This is a genomic window from Tabrizicola aquatica (genome assembly GCF_002900975.1).
Lineage (GTDB): Bacteria > Pseudomonadota > Alphaproteobacteria > Rhodobacterales > Rhodobacteraceae > Tabrizicola > Tabrizicola aquatica.
This window is the reverse complement of record NZ_PJON01000001.1, coordinates 1,001,684-1,017,885: the sequence shown is the minus strand read 5'-3', so window position 1 is coordinate 1,017,885 and position 16,202 is coordinate 1,001,684. Positions and strand designations below refer to the sequence as shown.

Genomic DNA, 16,202 nt, shown 5'->3' with positions numbered 1-16,202 from the left:
AAGTCGCGCCAGAGCAGTCATATAGCGAGAGTCCGAAAATGGGCCTGCAATCCTTCCACGCCCCCCACGGGGGCGCCGATTTCCTTGGCTGGCGCAAGAACCGCCAGGGCGCCACCGAGATCGTCTATGACGACGGCGTCGCCCGCCGCATGGTCTGGCGCGTCGCCTCCACCGACCCGTCCGAGGATCGCATCAGCGATGCCCTCCGCGTGGCCGTCGGATCGCTCCGCGTCGTGCCCACACTCTATGACGAGCTGAAAAAACGGGCGATTGCCATCGAACGCGTCGCCGGATAGCTGCCTCTGGGGTTGATTTCGCGCCGCAGTGATGGCCCTCTTGCTTAAAGCCGGGCGTTCGGTCTAATTTGATCAAATGGCAAGGCTGCCGCAGCGCAGTCACGACAGGGGGCATGATGGCGCAAACGCCAAGTTCAGAGGCCAGGGCTGGCCTGAAGCTGATCAGCCCGACTGCGATCTATGTCATCCTGCTGCTGGCCGTGCCGCTGGCGACGGTGCTGCTCTACTCGGTCCTGACCGGCGGGCGCGGCACCGTGGGGCTGCCCCTCACCGGCGAAAACTATGCCGAGCTGTGGTCAAAGCCGGTCTACGGCTACATCATGCTGAAATCGCTGCTGGTCGCGCTGACCGTGACGGCGATCACCGTGCTTCTGGCCTATCCCGTGGCCTATTTTGTCAGCTTCCACGTCAAGCCGGAACGCAAAAGCCTGTGGCTTTTCCTGATCACCATCCCGTTCTGGACTAGCTACATCATCCGCGTAAGCCTGTGGTTCGTGATCCTGGGCTACGGCGGTGTGCTTGATTCGACGCTGGCCTCGATCGGCCTGCCGCCGCTAAACGTCGCCAGCTATTCCATCCTGTCGATCATCATCGTGCTGGCCCATGCCTATGCGCCCTTCGCGGTGCTGCCGATCTTCGTCAGCCTGGAAAAGGTCGACCGCTCACTCCTTGAGGCCGGGCAGGACCTGGGCGAAAGCCGCTGGGTCACCTTCCTGCGCGTCACCCTGCCGCTGTCGATGCCGGGCGTGATTGCCGCGACGCTGATCGTGTTCATCCCGACCGTGGGCGACTATGTCACGCCCGAGCTTGTCGGCGACGGCAAGGAGCCGATGATCGCCAACCTGATCGAGACGCAACTTCTCAAACTGCGCAACTTCGCCCAGGGCTCGGCCTTCGCGGTGGCCTCGATGCTGATGGTCGGGGTGGTCAGCCTGATCTTCGTCCTTCTGAACCGGCGCTTCATCGGGGGGCAGAAATGAAGAAGGCCCCGCTCCTGCGCAGCTACACGCTGTTCTACCTCTTGTTCCTGTACGGCCCGATCATCCTTCTGCCGATCTTCGCCTTCAACGACAGCCGCGTCGTCGCCTTCCCGCTGCAAGGCTTCACCCTGCAATGGTTCGGCGAGATGGCGGCCGACCAGAACCTGCGCAACGCGGCCTGGAACAGCCTGATCATCGCGCTGTCGGTGGCCACACTCTCGACCGTCCTTGGCATCTTCGCCGCCCGCGCCAGCGTGCGCTACCGCTTCCCCGGCAAGGTTCCGGTCATGGGCCTGATCATGCTGCCGCTGGTCCTGCCCGAGATGATCGTGGCCATGGCGCTTCTGGTCGTGCTGCTGTCGATCCAGATCCCGCTGTCGCTGTTCACCGTCATCCTCGGCCAGGTGCTGATCTGTACCCCCTTCGCGGTGGCGATCCTGACCTCGGCCTTCCAGTCGCTGGACAAGTCGCTGGAAGAGGCCGCCCTTGACCTTGGCGAAACCCCCTGGTCCACCTTCCGGCTGATCATCCTGCCCCTGGTGATGCCCGGCATCATGGCCAGCTTCCTGATCTGCTTCACCATCTCGTTCGACGAATTCATCATCGCGAACTTCCTTGGCTCGGGCCAGCCGATCCTGTCCGTATACATCTTTGGCCAGTTCCGCTTTCCCGCCAAGGTGCCCTCGATGCTGGCACTCGGGACCGTGCTGGTTCTTTTCTCGATCATCCTGCTCGGCTTTGCCGAGTACATGCGCCGCCGCGGCATCGCCAAGGCGGGTGGCAAAGATTCCGGAGGCTTCCTGTGACCTTTTCCGATGACCGTCCGACGATGATCGAGTTCAAGGACGTCCACAAATACTACGGCGACTATCACGCCCTGCGCGGGATCAACGGCACGATCAAGGCGGGCGAGTTCTTCTCGCTCCTTGGCCCCTCGGGCTGCGGCAAGACCACGCTCCTGCGCACCATCGCGGGGTTCGAGGACATCTCCTCGGGCGTGGTGATGATCGACGGCAAGGATGCGGCCGGGATGCCGGCGAACGTGCGCCCGACGAACATGGTGTTCCAGTCCTACGCCATCTTCCCGCATATGTCGGTGGCCGAGAACGTGGGCTTCGGCCTGCGCAAGGACCCGCGGTCCAAGGAAGAAAAGGCCAAGGCCGTGGCCGAGGCGCTGGAGATGGTCGGCCTCAAGGGCTATGGCAACCGTGCGGCGCACGCCCTGTCGGGCGGCCAGCGGCAGCGCGTGGCGCTGGCCCGGGCGCTGATCCTGAAGCCCAAGGTGCTGCTCCTCGACGAACCCCTGTCCGCGCTCGACAAGAAGATGCGCGAGCATATGCAGGTCGAACTGATCAAGCTGCAGCGCCAGGTCGGGATCACCTTCATCCTGGTCACCCATGATCAGGAAGAGGCGCTGGTCATGTCCGACCGGATCGCTGTAATGTTTGAAGGCGAGATTGCCCAACTTGCCGACCCCGAGACGCTGTATCGCCGCCCCGCGACCCGCAAGGTCGCGGATTTCATCGGCACGATGAACTTCATCCCGGCCGAGATCCTCAGTGAGGCCGGCGACAAGGTCGAGGTCGACGCCAAGGGCCTGGGCCGCGTGGCGCTGGACATCTCGCAAGCCCCGGCCAAGACCGGTGAGACGCCCGTTGTCGGCCTGCGCCCGGAAACCCTGACGCTGCTTTACGACGACCAGAAGCCGACCGAACGCGAGACGGATGGCGTGATCGACGAGGTGATCTACTTCGGCGACATGACCTATTACGACGTCTATCTTGGCGGGACCGATGTGGAAGTGCGCCTGTCGATGCGCAACGTGCCCGGCCGACCGGTTCTCGACGTCGGCACCAAGGTCCGCGTCGCGTGGAGCCCCTCGGCCCTGGTCCTGTTCCGCTAGCCTTTCTGATTTTCGCAGAAAATCAGTGCACGAGTTTTCTGCGAAAACTCGATGCTCGGCCTTGCAACGACCTTAACACTTCCTGAATGCCCGCGGGCAAATCTATGAAAAGGCAGGGTTTTCGGATTCTGTCCACCGTGGACACTTCACCTCACCGATCCGGCGAGATCAGCCCCAGCCCGCGCAGATAGATCCCGATCCCGGTCTCCAACAGATCCTCCGCCGGCCAGGGCTGCGGCCCCCCGTTCCCCCGCAGGAACAACTCCACCACACCGTGACTGACTGCCCAGACATGGGCCGACACCATGGAGGCCGGCGGCCGCCGCCCCTCGGGCAGCCCTTTGACCAGCCCCTCCGCCGCCCGGTCCATCGTCGCCCTTGCCTTGGCCGAGACCTGGGCCAGATCAGGGTGCTTCCCCGGCTGCAGCCCGCTTTCAAACATCGCCTGGTAGTGGCCCGGATACTTCCGGGCGAAGGCGAGATAAGCCCGCCCCGTCGCCTCAAAGGCCGCCAGCGCGGACGGCCGCCCCTCATCGTAGGCATATTCCAGCAGGGCGGCGAAAATGTCGAACCCCTGGCGCGCCACCTCGGCCAAAAGGTCATCCCGCCCGGCAAAGTGCCGGTAGACCGCCGCCGGCGTCACATCCGCCGCCTTCGCGGCCTCGGACAAGGTGAAGCCTTGCGGCCCCTTCTCGGCGATCAACGCCAGCGCCGCCTCGACCAGCGCCTGCCGGAGGTTGCCGTGGTGGTATCCCCGCTTCATTTTGCCCGCAGCTTCGGCCCGCCGCAGATCCTGTCGTCGATCTTCCCGATCGCGCCCGCATCCTTCCCCGCATAATCGACCGCCCCGAGGATCGTCTGAATCGCCGCGATCCGCGCGCGTTTCTTGTCGTCGGACAGGATCACCGTCCAGGGTGCGTGCTTGAAGTGGGTCCGCTCCATCGTCTCATCGATCGCCGCGCAGTAGTCGTCCCACTTTGCCAGCCCGTCCACATCGATCTGGGAGAGCTTCCATTGCTTCAAGAGGTCCCCCTCACGGTCGAGAAAGCGTTTCAGCTGCTCGGCCCGCCCGACCTCCAGCCAGATCTTCAGGAAGATGATCCCCTCATCGACGATCATCTGCTCGAATTCGGGGAGCTGCCGGAAGAACTTCGCCCGCTGCTCCGGCGTGCAGAAGCCGAAGACATGCTCGATCATCGCGCGGTTGTACCAGCTGCGGTCATAGAGGGCGACCTCGCCCTTTGCCGGGAACCAGTCGACGTAGCGTTGGAAGTACCATTGCTGGCTCTCCCGCTCGGACGGCTTTGACAGGGCCACGACATAGGCCTGGCGTGGGTTGAGGTTTTCGGTCACCGCCTTGATCGTGCCGCCCTTGCCGGCGGCATCGCGGCCTTCGAACACCACCACCAGCCGCTTGCCTGTGGCTTTCAGCCCCGACTGCATCTTTGCAAGCTCGATCTGCAGGGCTTCCATCTGGGCGCTGTAGTCCTTGCCCTTCATTTCCTCCCGGTAGGGGTAAGAGGCAGTCATGATCTCGTCCTTGCCGGCGTTCTCGATCGCCTTGCGCACCTCTTTCGGCGCGCCTTCGCGGAAATAGCGGCTGATCGCGCCGTCGAATGGCAGAGTCATCTGAATCCTCCTTACATCGCGGCCAGTATGGCGATTGAAAGCCTTAGCGCAATGCGGCGCGGTCGATCGCTTGCAGGACCAGATCCGCGTGGCTGTGGTGCGGCATGTGCCCGGCCCCGGGGATCGTGGTCAGGGTCACGTTCGGCAAAAGCTGCGCCAGGGGCTGCGAATGGATATGCAGCGGCACGATGGTATCGGCGGTGCCGTGGATCAGCTCGACCGGCAGCGCAAGCGCGGGATAGCGCGGTTCCATCGTCACAAGTTCGGGCCGCAGGCTGTTGATCTGGCTGGTGTTTGCGACCAGCGTCTCACGCCGCAGGGTCAAAGCCGCGCCAAGGTGGTCTTCATAGCCCGCGGGCACGGGGCCGGGGGCAAAGACCGCGGCGGTGGCGGCCGAGACGTAGGACTGCGGCACGAAGGCCGCGGCCAGCGGGATCGCCAGGTGGCGACCGGGCCAGGTGTCGGTCAGGCGGTACCAGGGGTCCAGCTTGCCGGGCCAGGGCATCGAGGGGCTGCCGACCAGGACCAGTGCCCGGGGCCCGCCCTCCAGTGCCCAGGCAAGGGCCACCGCGCCGCCGTAGCTTTGACCCAGGACGACCGGTTCCGTCACCCCAAGCTGCGCGAGGCCCGCCTTGATGTGCCGCGCCTGAGCCAGAAGGCTGGTCTCCTCCAGCGGGTCCGAGTGGCCAAGGCCGGGGCGGTCCACTGCGATCACGCGAAAGCGGTCGGTCAGACGGTCCCGCAACGAAAAGGTAAGGTCGCGCAACGAGCCTGACGCGCCATGGATCAACACCAGGTCGGGGCCGCTGCCCGCCATCTCGTAATGCAGACGGCGGCCTGCGACCGTGACGAACTGCCCGGTGGGCGGAAAGGCGGCCTCGGCCGCGGCCTCACGCGCAGACGCGCGCCAGTGGGTGACACCGGCAAGCCCCAGGGCAGCAATGACGAGGCTAGTGGCCAATCTCTTCAATGTCATATGGCGTGGATTGATAGATCTCGTTGATCCAGTTGCCATATAGCAGGTGGGCGTGACTTCTCCACCGGTTCAGGGGCGGCATCGCGGGGTTGTCATCGGGGTAGTAGTTCATGGGCACATTGATCGGCGTGCCGTTGGCGATGTCCCGGTCATATTCCTGCTTCAGCGTGTCGCTGTCATATTCGAAGTGGTTGAAGATATAGAGCGCGCGGTGACCGGCATCCTCGACCAGGCAGGGGCCGACCTCGTCGCTTCCGAGAAGGGTTTTCAGGCCCGGTGCAGCGTCGATCTCGGCCTGTTTCATCTCGGTCCAGCGGGAGACGGGGATGACGAAATCATCCGAGAACCCACGCAGATAGGGCGAGGTCGGCGCAAGGTTCTGGTGGCGGAAGCAGCCGAACGCCTTGGCCTGCAGCATGTGCTTCTTCACGCCGTGGAAATGGTTGATCATCGCCATCCCGCCCCAGCAGACGCCGAAGGTGGATTGAACGTTGGTCTGGGTCCAGTCCATGACCTCACACAGCTCGTCCCAGTAGGTGACCTCTTCGAACGGCAGATGCTCGATCGGCGCGCCGGTGATGATCAGGCCGTCGAATTTCTCATCCTTCACCGCCTGGAAGGGGCGGTAGAAGGTCGCCATATGCTCGGCCGCGGTGTTCTTGGTCGTATGCTCGGACATGCGGATCAGATGCAGGTCGATCTGCAGCGGCGTGGCCCCGATCAGGCGGGCGAACTGGTTCTCGGTCTGGATCTTCTTCGGCATCAGGTTAAGCAGACCGATCCGCAGGGGCCGGATGTCCTGATGCGCGGCGCGGGTGGGCGACATGACCATGACGCCCTCGGACCGCAGCACGTCATAGGCGGGCAGGGTTTCGGGAAGCGTGATTGGCATCTGGTCAGTCCTTGGGTGGGAAAGGAAAGCTAGGCAAGGCGTGTCAGGGTTGCAAGATCAGGTCCGGTCGATGGCCCGGGCCATAAGCGCGTCGAAGTCGGCCGTTGACCGGACCTCGGCCACTTCTTCGGCCGTCACGGTCACGCCCCAGCGCGCCATGGCGGCATAACGCGGCTGGCGGTGGGCCAGGGCGCGGGCATAGGTCCAGCGGACGAAGTGATCTGGATCGCAGTTTTCTTCGGTCACGGAATGGGTTGCGCGGTATTCCTCCCACGCCGCATGAAGGAAATGCGGCTGGTAATACATCGGTTTCGGGGCGCGGTCGAAGCGGCGGACGAGTTCGGCCGTATGGGCGTCCGAGCCCTTGATCCAGACCAGAAGCAGGGTTTCGGACAGCTGCTTCATCACCGGATCGGTAGGGTCCTCGGCCTCGACCACCTCGCAGATGGAACCGGAGGTGTCGCAGACGAAGTTAGGGTAGCCGTAGATTTCCTTCGCCCGCTCCATGAAGCGGGCGGTGTCCAGGGTCGCTGCCACTTCGGCGGCGCGGTGCTGTTCCTGACGCTTCATGTATTCGGCAAAAGGCACGCCGCCCTTGGCTGGATCGCCGGGTTTGCCAAGGTAGGTGGACAGGGGCGCGAGGTTGTCGAAGGTGATGTTCGACGCAATATAGACGCTGTCGGTCATCAGAAGCTCACGCAGAAGCGGAACCTTCATCGCCTCGCGCTTGAAGTTGTCGGCGATGTATTCCCCCATGTAGCGCGTGCCGATCCGGTAATCGACCGAGTAGTGGAACCAGTCGCCATGGTCGCGCAAGAGGGTCGAGAGGTAGGTCTTGCCCAAGCCAGACATGCCAAACAGCATGACCCGCTTGGCGCGGGCGTTCAGGTAGTCGGAACCAGAGCTGTAGATCATCGCGTCACCCCTCATCGCGGCCCGTGTTATCGCCGGGCGAAAGGCTTCACAATGGAAAAACCCCGCCCGGGTGGGGCGGGGTTTCATGCCGTGCTGGCGGTTCAGAAGGTGTAGCCGATCTTCAGGCCCACAGCGATGCCCGAGTTGTCGGTGAAGCTGGCCGATGGGTTGGTCTGGTCCAGCGTCGGCTGCGCGTTACCGATGTCGACATAGCGGATGCCGCCGGTGATCTTGATGTTGTCCACGGTGTAGATCGCCGACACACCGATCGAACGCTGGCCATCCGATGGCCCAAGGTTGGACGAGAACCCGCCCAGGCCTTTTTCGTAGCCGATCGAGACGGCGCCGGACCAGTTCTCGTTGAACCGGCGGCCAAGGCCCAGGGTGTAGGTCGTGTAGTCCCCGCTGTACGAGACCAGCGCCTGCGGCGGCGGATAGCGGGCCGGATCGATGACGAACTCGGACCAGTCCACCCAGCGTATCGAGCCGAAGATCAGCGTGTCCTTGGCGATGCCGGACTGGAATTCCAGGTTGACCGACTGCGGCGTCTCGATGTCGGTGACGGAGTCGGGGCCGGGGATGACGGAAACCTCGGACGTGTCCAGCGAGTGCTTCACCGACGAGTTGTAGGTCAGCGCGACGCGCAGGGCGATCTCGGGCTTTTCATAGGCGACGCCCACCACATAGCCCACCGCGCCGTCGCGGTCGCCGATGACCGAATAGCCCGCGACGAAGGGAATGTTGGCCTCGGCCGCGAAGGTCTGATAGCGCAGGCCGCCGATCAGGCTGATGTTCGACGGCAGCCGGTATTTGGCCAGCACCGTCAGGGCATGGGTGTTCAACTCGGCCACGGTGCCTTGCGCATAATAGCCCGTTCCGGCCGGATAATCGACGTTCGCTCCGAACGGCTGGTCATAGATCAGGCCCAGGGCGAGGTTGTCGTTCAGGTCCATCTTCATGGCCAGGCCCAGTTGCAGGTAGTCACCCGCCATGTCGCCCGAGGGTCGGCTGCCCAGTCCGGCCGCCGAGGTGCCCTCGACCGACGGGCTGATCGAGCCGAAGCTGAGTTCGGCATAGTTCCCCAGTTCGAAGATCGAGGCGATGGATTGGCCCGACCGATCTAGCGCCCCGGCATTTGCGCCGGATGCCGCTGCGGCAAGCGCCGCTGCGGTGGTAAGAATGCGTTTCATGTTCCTCGTCCCTGTCAAAGGATTTCCCCTGACGAAAACGCTAGGCCCCTGCCTTCAATGGGTCAATCAATGACGCGGCGTCACAGATTCGTGACGGACTCAACCTGTGGCCGCTGCGCCGCGTTGTCGCAGGTTCAGCCAGATCCCCAGGAAGATAAGGGCAGCGCCGAGGAAAAGGCTGGGTTCCACCGGCTCGGCGTAGAAGACGGCACCAACGGCGGCGATGATCGGCAGGCGGGCGAAATCGACCGGAACGACGGTGCTGGCTGGCGCCAGTGACAGGGCGGTCGTCAGGCACAGATGCGCCGTGATCCCGGCCACGCCGATCAGGGCCAGCCAGGGCAGGGTGGCCGCGGTCGGCAGGGTGACATTGCCGTCGGCCAGCATGGCGGCCGTGCCGAAACAGGCTTGCATCAGCGTCAGCCAGAACAGGATCGACACGATCGGCTCCCCCCTGGTCAGCGCCTTGGTCATCAGGTTGGTCGCCGCAAAGAACACCGCCGCACCGGCCGCCGCCAGGACGCCCGGCTCCAGCGCGGTGAAATCGGGACGGGCCACGATGATGATCCCGGCAAAACCCAGGGCGGCCGCCAGCATCTTGCGCCGGGTCAGCCGCTCGCCCAGGAAAAGCGGCGAGAGCAGGATCACCCAGATCGGCGAGGTGAACTCCAGCGCGAAGACCTGGGCCAGCGGGATCAGGGTGATCGCCCAGAACCACAAGGACTGGCCGGTGAAGTGAAAGACATTGCGCACCAGGTGGCTGCCCACCCGGTCCGTGCTGATGCGCCCGGTCTGGCCCAAGGCCAGCGCGAGGACCATAACCAGAACCCAGCCGATGACGGACCGATAGGCCAGGATCTCGAACGTGTCATGCGCGCCGTTGATCTGCCGGGTGGCGATGGCCATCGAGGTGAAGGCCGCGATCGAGCCGGTCATCCACAGGGCAGCGGCAAGGGGGCGATGGGGTGCGCTCATCCGGCAAGGCTTGCCGGGGTGGGGTGCGAATGTCCAGCACGTCCAGGGGAAATGTGACCGCAAGGGCACAGGGCGCAGTGGAACATCGGCCCGGCATTTTCCTTTTTGTGACAGGCTGCTAGTCATACATCTTGGAAACGGAATTTTTGAAAGGATCTACCATGATGCGGAAAGCAATGCTCTGCGCCACCGTTCTGACCATGGCGGCGGGATCGGTCGCGGCACAGGACGCAGGCTGGGCCGGCTATTACGGCGGGGTCATGGGCGCCACGCATAAGGGCGGGCAGGACTATGAAGGTGGCTCCTCCAGCTATGATCTTGAAGGCCCGGCCTTCGGCATCTTCGCCGGTCATCTGTGGGAATCCGGCACCCTGGTCTATGGCGCGGAAGTCGCGGCCGGCCGGGGCGGGGTCTATGAGGTGTCCGAGGACGGCGAAACCTCGTACAAGGATGATTATGAGTACAACCGCTTCCTGGATGTGAAGGCCCGCGCCGGCTATGCGCTGAACAACGTGCTGCTTTACGGCACGATCGGCCTGTCGCGCGCCAGCTTCCTGTCGAACGAGACCACGACGGATTCGACCGGGCTGATCCTTGGCGTTGGGGCTGACTACAAGGTCAACGACCGTTTCTTCCTGGGTGCCGAAATCCTGCGTCGGAACTATGACTTCTACGACAACGGGCAGGACGTCGACATCGACGCCAGCTTCAATTCACTGGGCCTGCGCGCCGGTATCCGGTTCTAGGACCGGCCAGGCACAGGAAGGAAGGCCGCCCGATGGGGCGGCCTTCTTGTTTCTGTCCGGTCGAGTGAGGCTAGGCCGCCGGGTAGTCCGGCTCGTCAACCACGTTGAAATCCCGCAGAAGATGGGCCGTGACCCGGAACCAGTCCGATGCGCGCGCCCGGGTCTGGTGCGCCTCAAACGCTGCGCGGTCGGCGAAGGTTTCGTCCAGCCGCCAGACCAGCGGATCGTCGGTCGGTTCGACACGGAAGGTCAGACAGCCGGGTTCCGCACGGCTAAGCCGGATATGTTCCGGCAGGTGCTGCCGCACCAGGTCCGCGTCGGCGGCCGTGGCACAGGTCAGGGAGCCGGTGACGCGGATCATTCCAGCTCGATCGTGCCCGGCGGTTTCGAGGTGCAGTCGTAGAACACACGGTTCACGCCCTTGACCTCGTTGATGATCCGGGTGGCGGTTTCGCCCAGGAACTCGTGCGTGAAGGGGTAGTAGTCGGCGGTCATGCCATCGACACTGGTCACCGCGCGCAGCGCCAGGGCGTAATCGTAGGTCCGCCCGTCGCCCATCACGCCCACCGTCTTCATCGGCAGGATCGCGGCGAAGGCCTGCCAGATCTCGTCATAAAGCCCGTGCTTGCGAATCTGGTCAATGTAGACCGCATCCGCCCGGCGCAGGATATCCAGCTTTTCCTTCGTGATCTCGCCCGGGCAGCGGATCGCAAGGCCGGGACCGGGGAAGGGGTGGCGGCCGATGAAGCTGGGTGGCAGGCCAAGCTCACGGCCCAAAGCGCGGACCTCGTCCTTGAACAATTCGCGCAGAGGTTCGACGAGCTTCAGGCCCATCTTTTCCGGCAGGCCGCCGACATTGTGGTGCGACTTGATCGTGACCGAAGGCCCGCCCGAGAAACTGACCGATTCAATCACGTCCGGGTAAAGCGTGCCTTGCGCAAGGAACTTCGCGCCCCCGACCGCAGTCGCGTGTTTCTGGAACACGTCGATGAACAGCCGGCCGATGGTCTTGCGCTTGACCTCAGGGTCGCTGACGCCCTCCAGCGCGCCAAGGAAGAGGGCGCTTTCATCGGCATGGATCAGCGGCATGTTGTAATGGTCGCGGAACATGGTCACGACCTGCTCGGCCTCGCCCAGACGCAACAGCCCATGATCAACGAAGACGCACGTCAGCTGGTCGCCGATCGCCTCATGGATCAGGACGGCGGCAACGGACGAATCCACCCCGCCAGACAGCCCGCAGATCACCTTGGCGTCGCCGACCTGCTCGCGGATCTTGCGGATCGCCTCTTCGCGGTAGGCGCCCATCGTCCAGTCGCCCTTGAACCCGGCCAGCTTGACGAAGTTCTCGTACAACTGGCCGCCCTTCGGGGTGTGGTGCACCTCGGGATGGAACTGGACGGCGTAGAAGTGGCGCTTGGGGTCCGCCGCGATGGCAAACGGCGCATTGGGCGAGGTGCCAAGGACCTGGAACCCCGGCGCCAGTTTCGACACGTGGTCGCCGTGGCTCATCCACACCTGCTCACGCGCCTGCGGGCCGTCCTCGGGCGGGAACCAGCCGGCAAGGATCGGGTGGGTCAAGTCGGTCGGCGTGACGAAGGCGCGCCCGAATTCGGCGGTGCCGTGACCGCCTTCGACATGACCGCCCAGGCAATGCATCATCACCTGCTGGCCGTAGCAGATCCCCAGGATCGGCACGCCCAGGTCAAAGACGCCCTTCGGCGGCATCGGCGCGTTTTCCCAGTAGACGCTGGCCGGCCCGCCCGAGAAGATCACCGCCTTCGGCGCAAAGGCCGTCAGAAAGGCGTTGTCCACGCGGTTGTAGGGGTGGATTTCGCAATAGACGTTCAACTCACGCAGGCGGCGCGCGATTAGCTGCGTCACCTGGGAACCGAAGTCGATGATGAGAAGACGATCATGTGCCTGGGTCATGCGCCCGCGTAGCCAAAGCCATGCCGCGATGCAAGGGGGTCAAGCCCGGCCGTCCACCATCCGCATCAGCGCGCGGGCCATCTTTCCCCCGGCCTCGCGCATCAGGTCGGGGCGGGCAGAGAGATAGCCGGGCGTCTTGTTCGCGTCGTAAAGGACCGGCCCCTCGGGCCCGATGGCGAAGTCGAACTTGCCATAGTCGATGCCCAGGCGCTGGCGTTCCTGGCGCAGAACCTCGGGCACCTCGGCGCTGCCGAAACTCACGATGTTGCGGCCTTTCACGATGGTCTCGGGCGAAGTGTACCAACTGCACCGCTCATAATCGCCCATGAAGCTCCAGATCCGCAGGACGTTCATGCCGTCGCGGCGCTCGGGCAGATACCGTTCGACGACACGGCCAGGGTCGTCCCAGACGGCGGCCGGGACCAGGTCGATCCGGTCGTAAAGGTGGTATTCGGGCGGCGGCGGGGGCAGGGCGGCACCACCGCGCTGCGCGACCAGGTACTCTGGCCGTCCACCGCAGTTCAGGTCGCTTTTCACGAGGACCGGCCCGGTCCAGCCCGAGTCGCGCTGGACCAGGTTCCGGCTGACCTGCCGCTTGCGGATGTCGCGGGCGCGGCCGTTCACCGCCACCGGATAGCGCGCGGCCAGGTCCAGATAGGGCTGGCCCACGACCGACTGGTCGACATGCAGGATCGCGGCATCTGCGGGGCGGAACCGTTTGCCGGGATCGGTGAAGAACCAGCGCAGGCCGGTGCGGCGACCCTCGATCAGCATGGCGTCCAGTTGATAGCGCGGCGAACTGACGGGAACCCATCCGTCCAGCCAGCTGCGCAGCCGGCGATCGCGCGGATGGGTGATGATCGCCAGCAGCATATGGACGGCCCCTTCGGCGGCAGGCTAGGGTCCGGGCCATGGAAACTCAAGACCACTGGGCCCGCATCGGCCAGCGCATGGCGCGGATGGGGCCGCCGCAGGTGCCAGGGCCGGCGCTGGCCAGGCAGATCGCGGGGCTTCTGGACGGCTGCCCGGGGCTTACCGTCCTGTTGGGGGTGACGCCTGCCTATGCGGATTTGGGTAAGCGGGTCGAGGCGTTCGACGCCGCGCCCGGCATGATCGCCGCCATCTGGCCCGGCGATACCGCCTGCCGCCGCGCCCAGGTCGCGGACTGGCGCAAGCTGCCCCTGCCGTCGGGGGCGGCGCGGCAGGTGATCGGCGACGGTGCCCTGAACGCCGTGCCCGACCGCACCACGCTGCGCGCGATCCTGGGCGAAGTGCGCCGCATCCTTGCGCCCGGCGGTCGCGCGGCCATCCGCTGCTTCCTGCGCCCTGGCCCGTCCGAGACGCTTGACGCCGTCTTGCAAGCCGCCCGCGAGGGCCGCATCGCCAGCCTGAACGTGCTGCGCTGGCGCATCGCCTCGGCCCTGGCGGTGGCGCCTGGCCACGAGGTCGCGGTCGCTGACATCCTGTCCGCCACCGCACCCCTTGGGGATCTGGCCGAATTCGCCCGCAAGCAGGACATGGACCCCGACCAGGCCGAGCATTTCCTGGCCTACCGCGCCTCGCCCGCCCGCTATGTCTTTCCCGACCGCGTGGCGCTGGAAGCCGACGCCGCAAGCGCCGGGTTGCGCTGCGCTTGGGTCCCGACCGCAGGCTATCCGGGGGCCGAGGATTGCCCCATCGCGCTACTTTCCTGACGCCGTGTCGCTTACCGCCAAATCCAGTGTCGGTTTTGGAAGCCAATGGCCGGTTTCAGGGCGCGATCCGGCGGCGATTGGCGGCATAAGACGGGCAAACGGTATTCGGAGGCTGACATGAACGAAGTTGCAGGGCGCCGGTCGCGCAGCGGAGGGGGCGCCAGCCGCCGGGCAGAGCGCACCGCGGTCAGCTTCGAGACCGCGCGCTTCATCCAGCGCAACATTCCGAACTTCGAGATCCTGAACGAAGAGGCGCTTCAGATCATCGAATGGAACGCCGAGACGGTCCTGGAAGAGATCGGCGTCAACTTCGTCGAGAACCCAGCCGCCCTGGACCTGTGGCGCGCGGCGGGCGCGGATGTGAAGGGCGAACGCGTCCACATCCCGCGTGGTCTTGCGCGCAAGCTTTGCGCCACCGCGCCGTCGTCCTTCACCCAGCACGCCCGCAACCCCGAGCGCAACGTCGAGGTTGGCGGACGCAACCTCGTCTTGGCCCCGGTCTACGGACCGCCCTTCGTCCGCGATGCCGAAGGCGGCCGCCGCTATGCCACGCTGGAGGATTTCCAGAACTTCGTGAAGCTGGGCTACATGTCGAAGTGGCTGCACCATTCCGGCGGCACGGTGTGCGAGCCGACCGACATTCCGGTGAACAAGCGCCACCTCGACATGCTGCTCGCGCACATGACCCTGTCGGACAAGCCCTACATGGGCTCGGTCACCGAACCCAGCCGGGCGGCCGATTCGGTGGCGATGTCGAAGATCCTGTTCGGCGATGACTTCGTCGACCAGAACACGGTGATGACCTCGCTTATCAACATCAACTCGCCGCTGACTTTCGACGGCATCATGATGGGCGCGCTGGAGGTTTACGCCAAGGCGAACCAGGCCGCGATCATCAGTCCCTTCATCGTCGGCGGCGCGATGGCGCCGGTGACGGTGGCCGGCACGCTGACCCAGGTCCTGGCCGAGGTTCTGGCCGGCGTCGCCTACAGCCAGCTGATCCGCCCCGGTGCGCCGGTGATCTTTGGCGCCTTCGTGACCTCGATCGACATGAACTCGGGCGCGCCGACCTTCGGGACGCCGGAAGCCGCGCATATCACCTATGGCGCGGGGCAACTCGCGCGGCGGATGGGGCTGCCCTACCGCTCGGGCGGGTCGTTCTGCGGGTCCAAGCTGCCCGATGCACAGGCCGCATATGAGACCGCGAACAGCCTGAACATGGCGCTTCTGGCGGGCGTGAACTTCATGCTGCACGCCTGCGGCTGGCTGGAGGGCGGGCTTGTCTCGTCCTACGAGAAGTTCGTGATGGACGCCGACCAACTGGGCACGCTGCACCATCTGGCGCAGGGCATCATGATGGACACCAACGGCCAGGCGATGGACGCGATCCGCGAAGTCGGTCCGGGCGGCCATTACCTGGGCTGCAGCCACACCCAGGCCAACTTCAAGTCGGCCTTCTGGCGCTCGGACCTCTTCGACTACAAGCCCTTCGAGACCTGGGCCGAGGAAGGCAGCCGCGACACCCAGGCGCTTGCGTCCGAGAAGGTGAAGAAACAACTCGCTGACTACCAGCCCCCGGCCCTGGACGAGGGCACGCGTGAGGCGCTGGAAGCCTTCGTCGCCAACCGCAAGGCGGAAATGCCCGACGCCTTCATCTGAGGGCGCCGGGTCCGGCTTAAGCCATCCCGCTGCGGCGCAACAGCTGCGCCTCGGCCAGAAGTGCGATCAGCACGTCGATGTGGCGCGCGACCGAATAGCTCGCGTCGCCCGCCACCCGCGTGGCCTCCAGCCGCTCCTCGACCGCGATCAGCTGTGGGAGCGTGACCTCGGGCGAGGTCGCGCTCTGCACCAGCCGCCGCAAGTCCCGCTCGCGCCGGTAATCGCCCAGCCCGAAGCGGGCCGCATGCATCAAAAGGCGGGGGCGGCGCAGGTTGGACAGCATCACGCGGAAATCAGACATTGGGCACACTCCATTCTTGGATGCGTGCATTCTGCAATGGGTCAACCCTGCGTTGCGCAAAGCCACCAAGCACCGCACGGAGGTTACCAAGAAGTTTAGGAATTCCCGTCAATT

18 protein-coding genes are annotated in these 16,202 nt (G+C 64.9%); 7 read left to right on the top strand and 11 right to left on the bottom strand.

Annotation, left to right across the window (positions count from 1 at the left end):
* Positions 1-38: 38 nt before the first annotated feature.
* The 4 genes from CXR42_RS04965 to CXR42_RS04950 all read left to right on the top strand — a co-directional run bounded on the left by CXR42_RS04965 (position 39) and on the right by CXR42_RS04950 (position 3,179).
* Positions 39-296: a hypothetical protein gene (locus tag CXR42_RS04965; RefSeq protein ID WP_103256356.1), complete on the top strand. Its 258-nt coding sequence runs from the start codon at positions 39-41 to the stop codon at positions 294-296.
* Positions 297-412: 116 nt separating this feature from the next.
* Complete coding sequence (locus CXR42_RS04960) at positions 413-1,276, top strand: ABC transporter permease (protein ID WP_425444836.1); 864 nt, start codon at positions 413-415, stop codon at positions 1,274-1,276.
* Positions 1,273-2,082 carry an ABC transporter permease gene (locus CXR42_RS04955; RefSeq protein WP_103256354.1) on the top strand — a complete coding sequence of 270 codons (810 nt, stop codon included), beginning with the start codon at positions 1,273-1,275 and terminating at the stop codon, positions 2,080-2,082. The genes CXR42_RS04960 and CXR42_RS04955 overlap by 4 nt, the downstream gene beginning before the upstream one ends.
* 23 nt (positions 2,083-2,105) lie before the next feature.
* Complete coding sequence (locus CXR42_RS04950; protein ID WP_180996001.1) at positions 2,106-3,179, top strand: ABC transporter ATP-binding protein; 1,074 nt, start codon at positions 2,106-2,108, stop codon at positions 3,177-3,179.
* 151 nt (positions 3,180-3,330) lie between these two features.
* Here CXR42_RS04950 and CXR42_RS04945 read toward each other — a convergent pair whose 3' ends face one another.
* The 7 genes from CXR42_RS04945 to CXR42_RS04915 form a co-directional block, all read right to left on the bottom strand.
* A complete protein-coding gene (locus CXR42_RS04945) occupies positions 3,331-3,942 on the bottom strand; it encodes a TetR/AcrR family transcriptional regulator (protein WP_103256352.1) in 612 nt (203 codons plus the stop codon).
* Positions 3,939-4,808, bottom strand: a complete 870-nt coding sequence (gene ppk2, locus CXR42_RS04940; RefSeq protein WP_103256351.1) for a polyphosphate kinase 2 — start codon at positions 4,806-4,808, stop codon at positions 3,939-3,941. The genes CXR42_RS04945 and ppk2 overlap by 4 nt, the downstream gene beginning before the upstream one ends.
* Before the next feature lie 43 nt (positions 4,809-4,851).
* On the bottom strand, positions 4,852-5,769 hold the full coding sequence (locus CXR42_RS04935) for an alpha/beta fold hydrolase (protein WP_245875341.1): 918 nt from the start codon (positions 5,767-5,769) through the stop codon (positions 4,852-4,854).
* A complete protein-coding gene (gene metA / locus CXR42_RS04930; RefSeq protein WP_103256349.1) occupies positions 5,759-6,676 on the bottom strand; it encodes a homoserine O-acetyltransferase MetA in 918 nt (305 codons plus the stop codon). Before metA ends, CXR42_RS04935 begins: the two co-directional genes overlap by 11 nt.
* A 57-nt stretch (positions 6,677-6,733) precedes the next feature.
* Positions 6,734-7,591 carry an ATPase gene (locus tag CXR42_RS04925; protein ID WP_103257032.1) on the bottom strand — a complete coding sequence of 286 codons (858 nt, stop codon included), beginning with the start codon at positions 7,589-7,591 and terminating at the stop codon, positions 6,734-6,736.
* Between the two features lie 101 nt (positions 7,592-7,692).
* Entirely contained in the window at positions 7,693-8,781 is a 1,089-nt protein-coding gene (locus CXR42_RS04920) for an outer membrane protein transport protein (RefSeq protein ID WP_103256348.1), read from the bottom strand.
* 99 nt (positions 8,782-8,880) lie between these two features.
* A complete protein-coding gene (locus CXR42_RS04915) occupies positions 8,881-9,756 on the bottom strand; it encodes a DMT family transporter (protein WP_219727919.1) in 876 nt (291 codons plus the stop codon).
* Between the two features lie 161 nt (positions 9,757-9,917).
* Here CXR42_RS04915 and CXR42_RS04910 point away from each other — a divergent pair, with 161 nt between their 5' ends.
* A complete protein-coding gene (locus CXR42_RS04910) occupies positions 9,918-10,502 on the top strand; it encodes an outer membrane protein (RefSeq protein WP_103256346.1) in 585 nt (194 codons plus the stop codon).
* 70 nt (positions 10,503-10,572) lie between these two features.
* On the opposite strand, the gene CXR42_RS04905 is transcribed toward CXR42_RS04910, so the two are convergent.
* The 3 genes from CXR42_RS04905 to CXR42_RS04895 are packed head-to-tail and all read right to left on the bottom strand — an operon-like array spanning position 10,573 to position 13,307.
* Complete coding sequence (locus CXR42_RS04905) at positions 10,573-10,863, bottom strand: putative quinol monooxygenase (protein ID WP_103256345.1); 291 nt, start codon at positions 10,861-10,863, stop codon at positions 10,573-10,575.
* Positions 10,860-12,434, bottom strand: a complete 1,575-nt coding sequence (gene guaA / locus CXR42_RS04900; protein WP_103256344.1) for a glutamine-hydrolyzing GMP synthase — start codon at positions 12,432-12,434, stop codon at positions 10,860-10,862. Before guaA ends, CXR42_RS04905 begins: the two co-directional genes overlap by 4 nt.
* Positions 12,435-12,473: 39 nt before the next feature.
* Complete coding sequence (locus CXR42_RS04895; protein ID WP_103256343.1) at positions 12,474-13,307, bottom strand: ATP-grasp domain-containing protein; 834 nt, start codon at positions 13,305-13,307, stop codon at positions 12,474-12,476.
* 38 nt (positions 13,308-13,345) lie between these two features.
* Between CXR42_RS04895 and CXR42_RS04890 the strand changes: the two genes are divergently transcribed.
* Entirely contained in the window at positions 13,346-14,128 is a 783-nt protein-coding gene (locus CXR42_RS04890; RefSeq protein WP_103256342.1) for a class I SAM-dependent methyltransferase, read from the top strand.
* A 117-nt stretch (positions 14,129-14,245) separates the two neighbouring features.
* Positions 14,246-15,787 (top strand): trimethylamine methyltransferase family protein, encoded by a 1,542-nt coding sequence (locus CXR42_RS04885; RefSeq protein WP_103256341.1) that lies wholly within the window; start codon positions 14,246-14,248, stop codon positions 15,785-15,787.
* Between the two features lie 16 nt (positions 15,788-15,803).
* Here the strand turns inward: CXR42_RS04885 and CXR42_RS04880 are convergent, their stop codons facing one another.
* Entirely contained in the window at positions 15,804-16,088 is a 285-nt protein-coding gene (locus CXR42_RS04880) for a DUF6477 family protein (RefSeq protein ID WP_103256340.1), read from the bottom strand.
* Positions 16,089-16,202: the final 114 nt, after the last annotated feature.

Excerpts from the sequence above, each read along its gene's own strand:
- CXR42_RS04920 (WP_103256348.1), bottom strand. The coding sequence starts at position 8,781 with ATGAAACGCATTCTTACCACCGCAGCGGCGCTTGCCGCAGCGGCATCC.
- guaA (WP_103256344.1), bottom strand. The coding sequence starts at position 12,434 with ATGACCCAGGCACATGATCGTCTTCTCATCATCGACTTCGGTTCCCAG.
- CXR42_RS04885 (WP_103256341.1), top strand. The coding sequence starts at position 14,246 with ATGAACGAAGTTGCAGGGCGCCGGTCGCGCAGCGGAGGGGGCGCCAGC.
- CXR42_RS04915 (WP_219727919.1), bottom strand. The coding sequence starts at position 9,756 with ATGAGCGCACCCCATCGCCCCCTTGCCGCTGCCCTGTGGATGACCGGC.
- CXR42_RS04945 (WP_103256352.1), bottom strand. The coding sequence starts at position 3,942 with ATGAAGCGGGGATACCACCACGGCAACCTCCGGCAGGCGCTGGTCGAG.
- CXR42_RS04950 (WP_180996001.1), top strand. The coding sequence starts at position 2,106 with ATGATCGAGTTCAAGGACGTCCACAAATACTACGGCGACTATCACGCC.
- CXR42_RS04955 (WP_103256354.1), top strand. The coding sequence starts at position 1,273 with ATGAAGAAGGCCCCGCTCCTGCGCAGCTACACGCTGTTCTACCTCTTG.
- CXR42_RS04905 (WP_103256345.1), bottom strand. The coding sequence starts at position 10,863 with ATGATCCGCGTCACCGGCTCCCTGACCTGTGCCACGGCCGCCGACGCG.
- ppk2 (WP_103256351.1), bottom strand. The coding sequence starts at position 4,808 with ATGACTCTGCCATTCGACGGCGCGATCAGCCGCTATTTCCGCGAAGGC.
- CXR42_RS04880 (WP_103256340.1), bottom strand. The coding sequence starts at position 16,088 with ATGTCTGATTTCCGCGTGATGCTGTCCAACCTGCGCCGCCCCCGCCTT.
- CXR42_RS04895 (WP_103256343.1), bottom strand. The coding sequence starts at position 13,307 with ATGCTGCTGGCGATCATCACCCATCCGCGCGATCGCCGGCTGCGCAGC.
- metA (WP_103256349.1), bottom strand. The coding sequence starts at position 6,676 with ATGCCAATCACGCTTCCCGAAACCCTGCCCGCCTATGACGTGCTGCGG.
- CXR42_RS04890 (WP_103256342.1), top strand. The coding sequence starts at position 13,346 with ATGGAAACTCAAGACCACTGGGCCCGCATCGGCCAGCGCATGGCGCGG.
- CXR42_RS04965 (WP_103256356.1), top strand. The coding sequence starts at position 39 with ATGGGCCTGCAATCCTTCCACGCCCCCCACGGGGGCGCCGATTTCCTT.
- CXR42_RS04960 (WP_425444836.1), top strand. The coding sequence starts at position 413 with ATGGCGCAAACGCCAAGTTCAGAGGCCAGGGCTGGCCTGAAGCTGATC.
- CXR42_RS04925 (WP_103257032.1), bottom strand. The coding sequence starts at position 7,591 with ATGATCTACAGCTCTGGTTCCGACTACCTGAACGCCCGCGCCAAGCGG.
- CXR42_RS04910 (WP_103256346.1), top strand. The coding sequence starts at position 9,918 with ATGATGCGGAAAGCAATGCTCTGCGCCACCGTTCTGACCATGGCGGCG.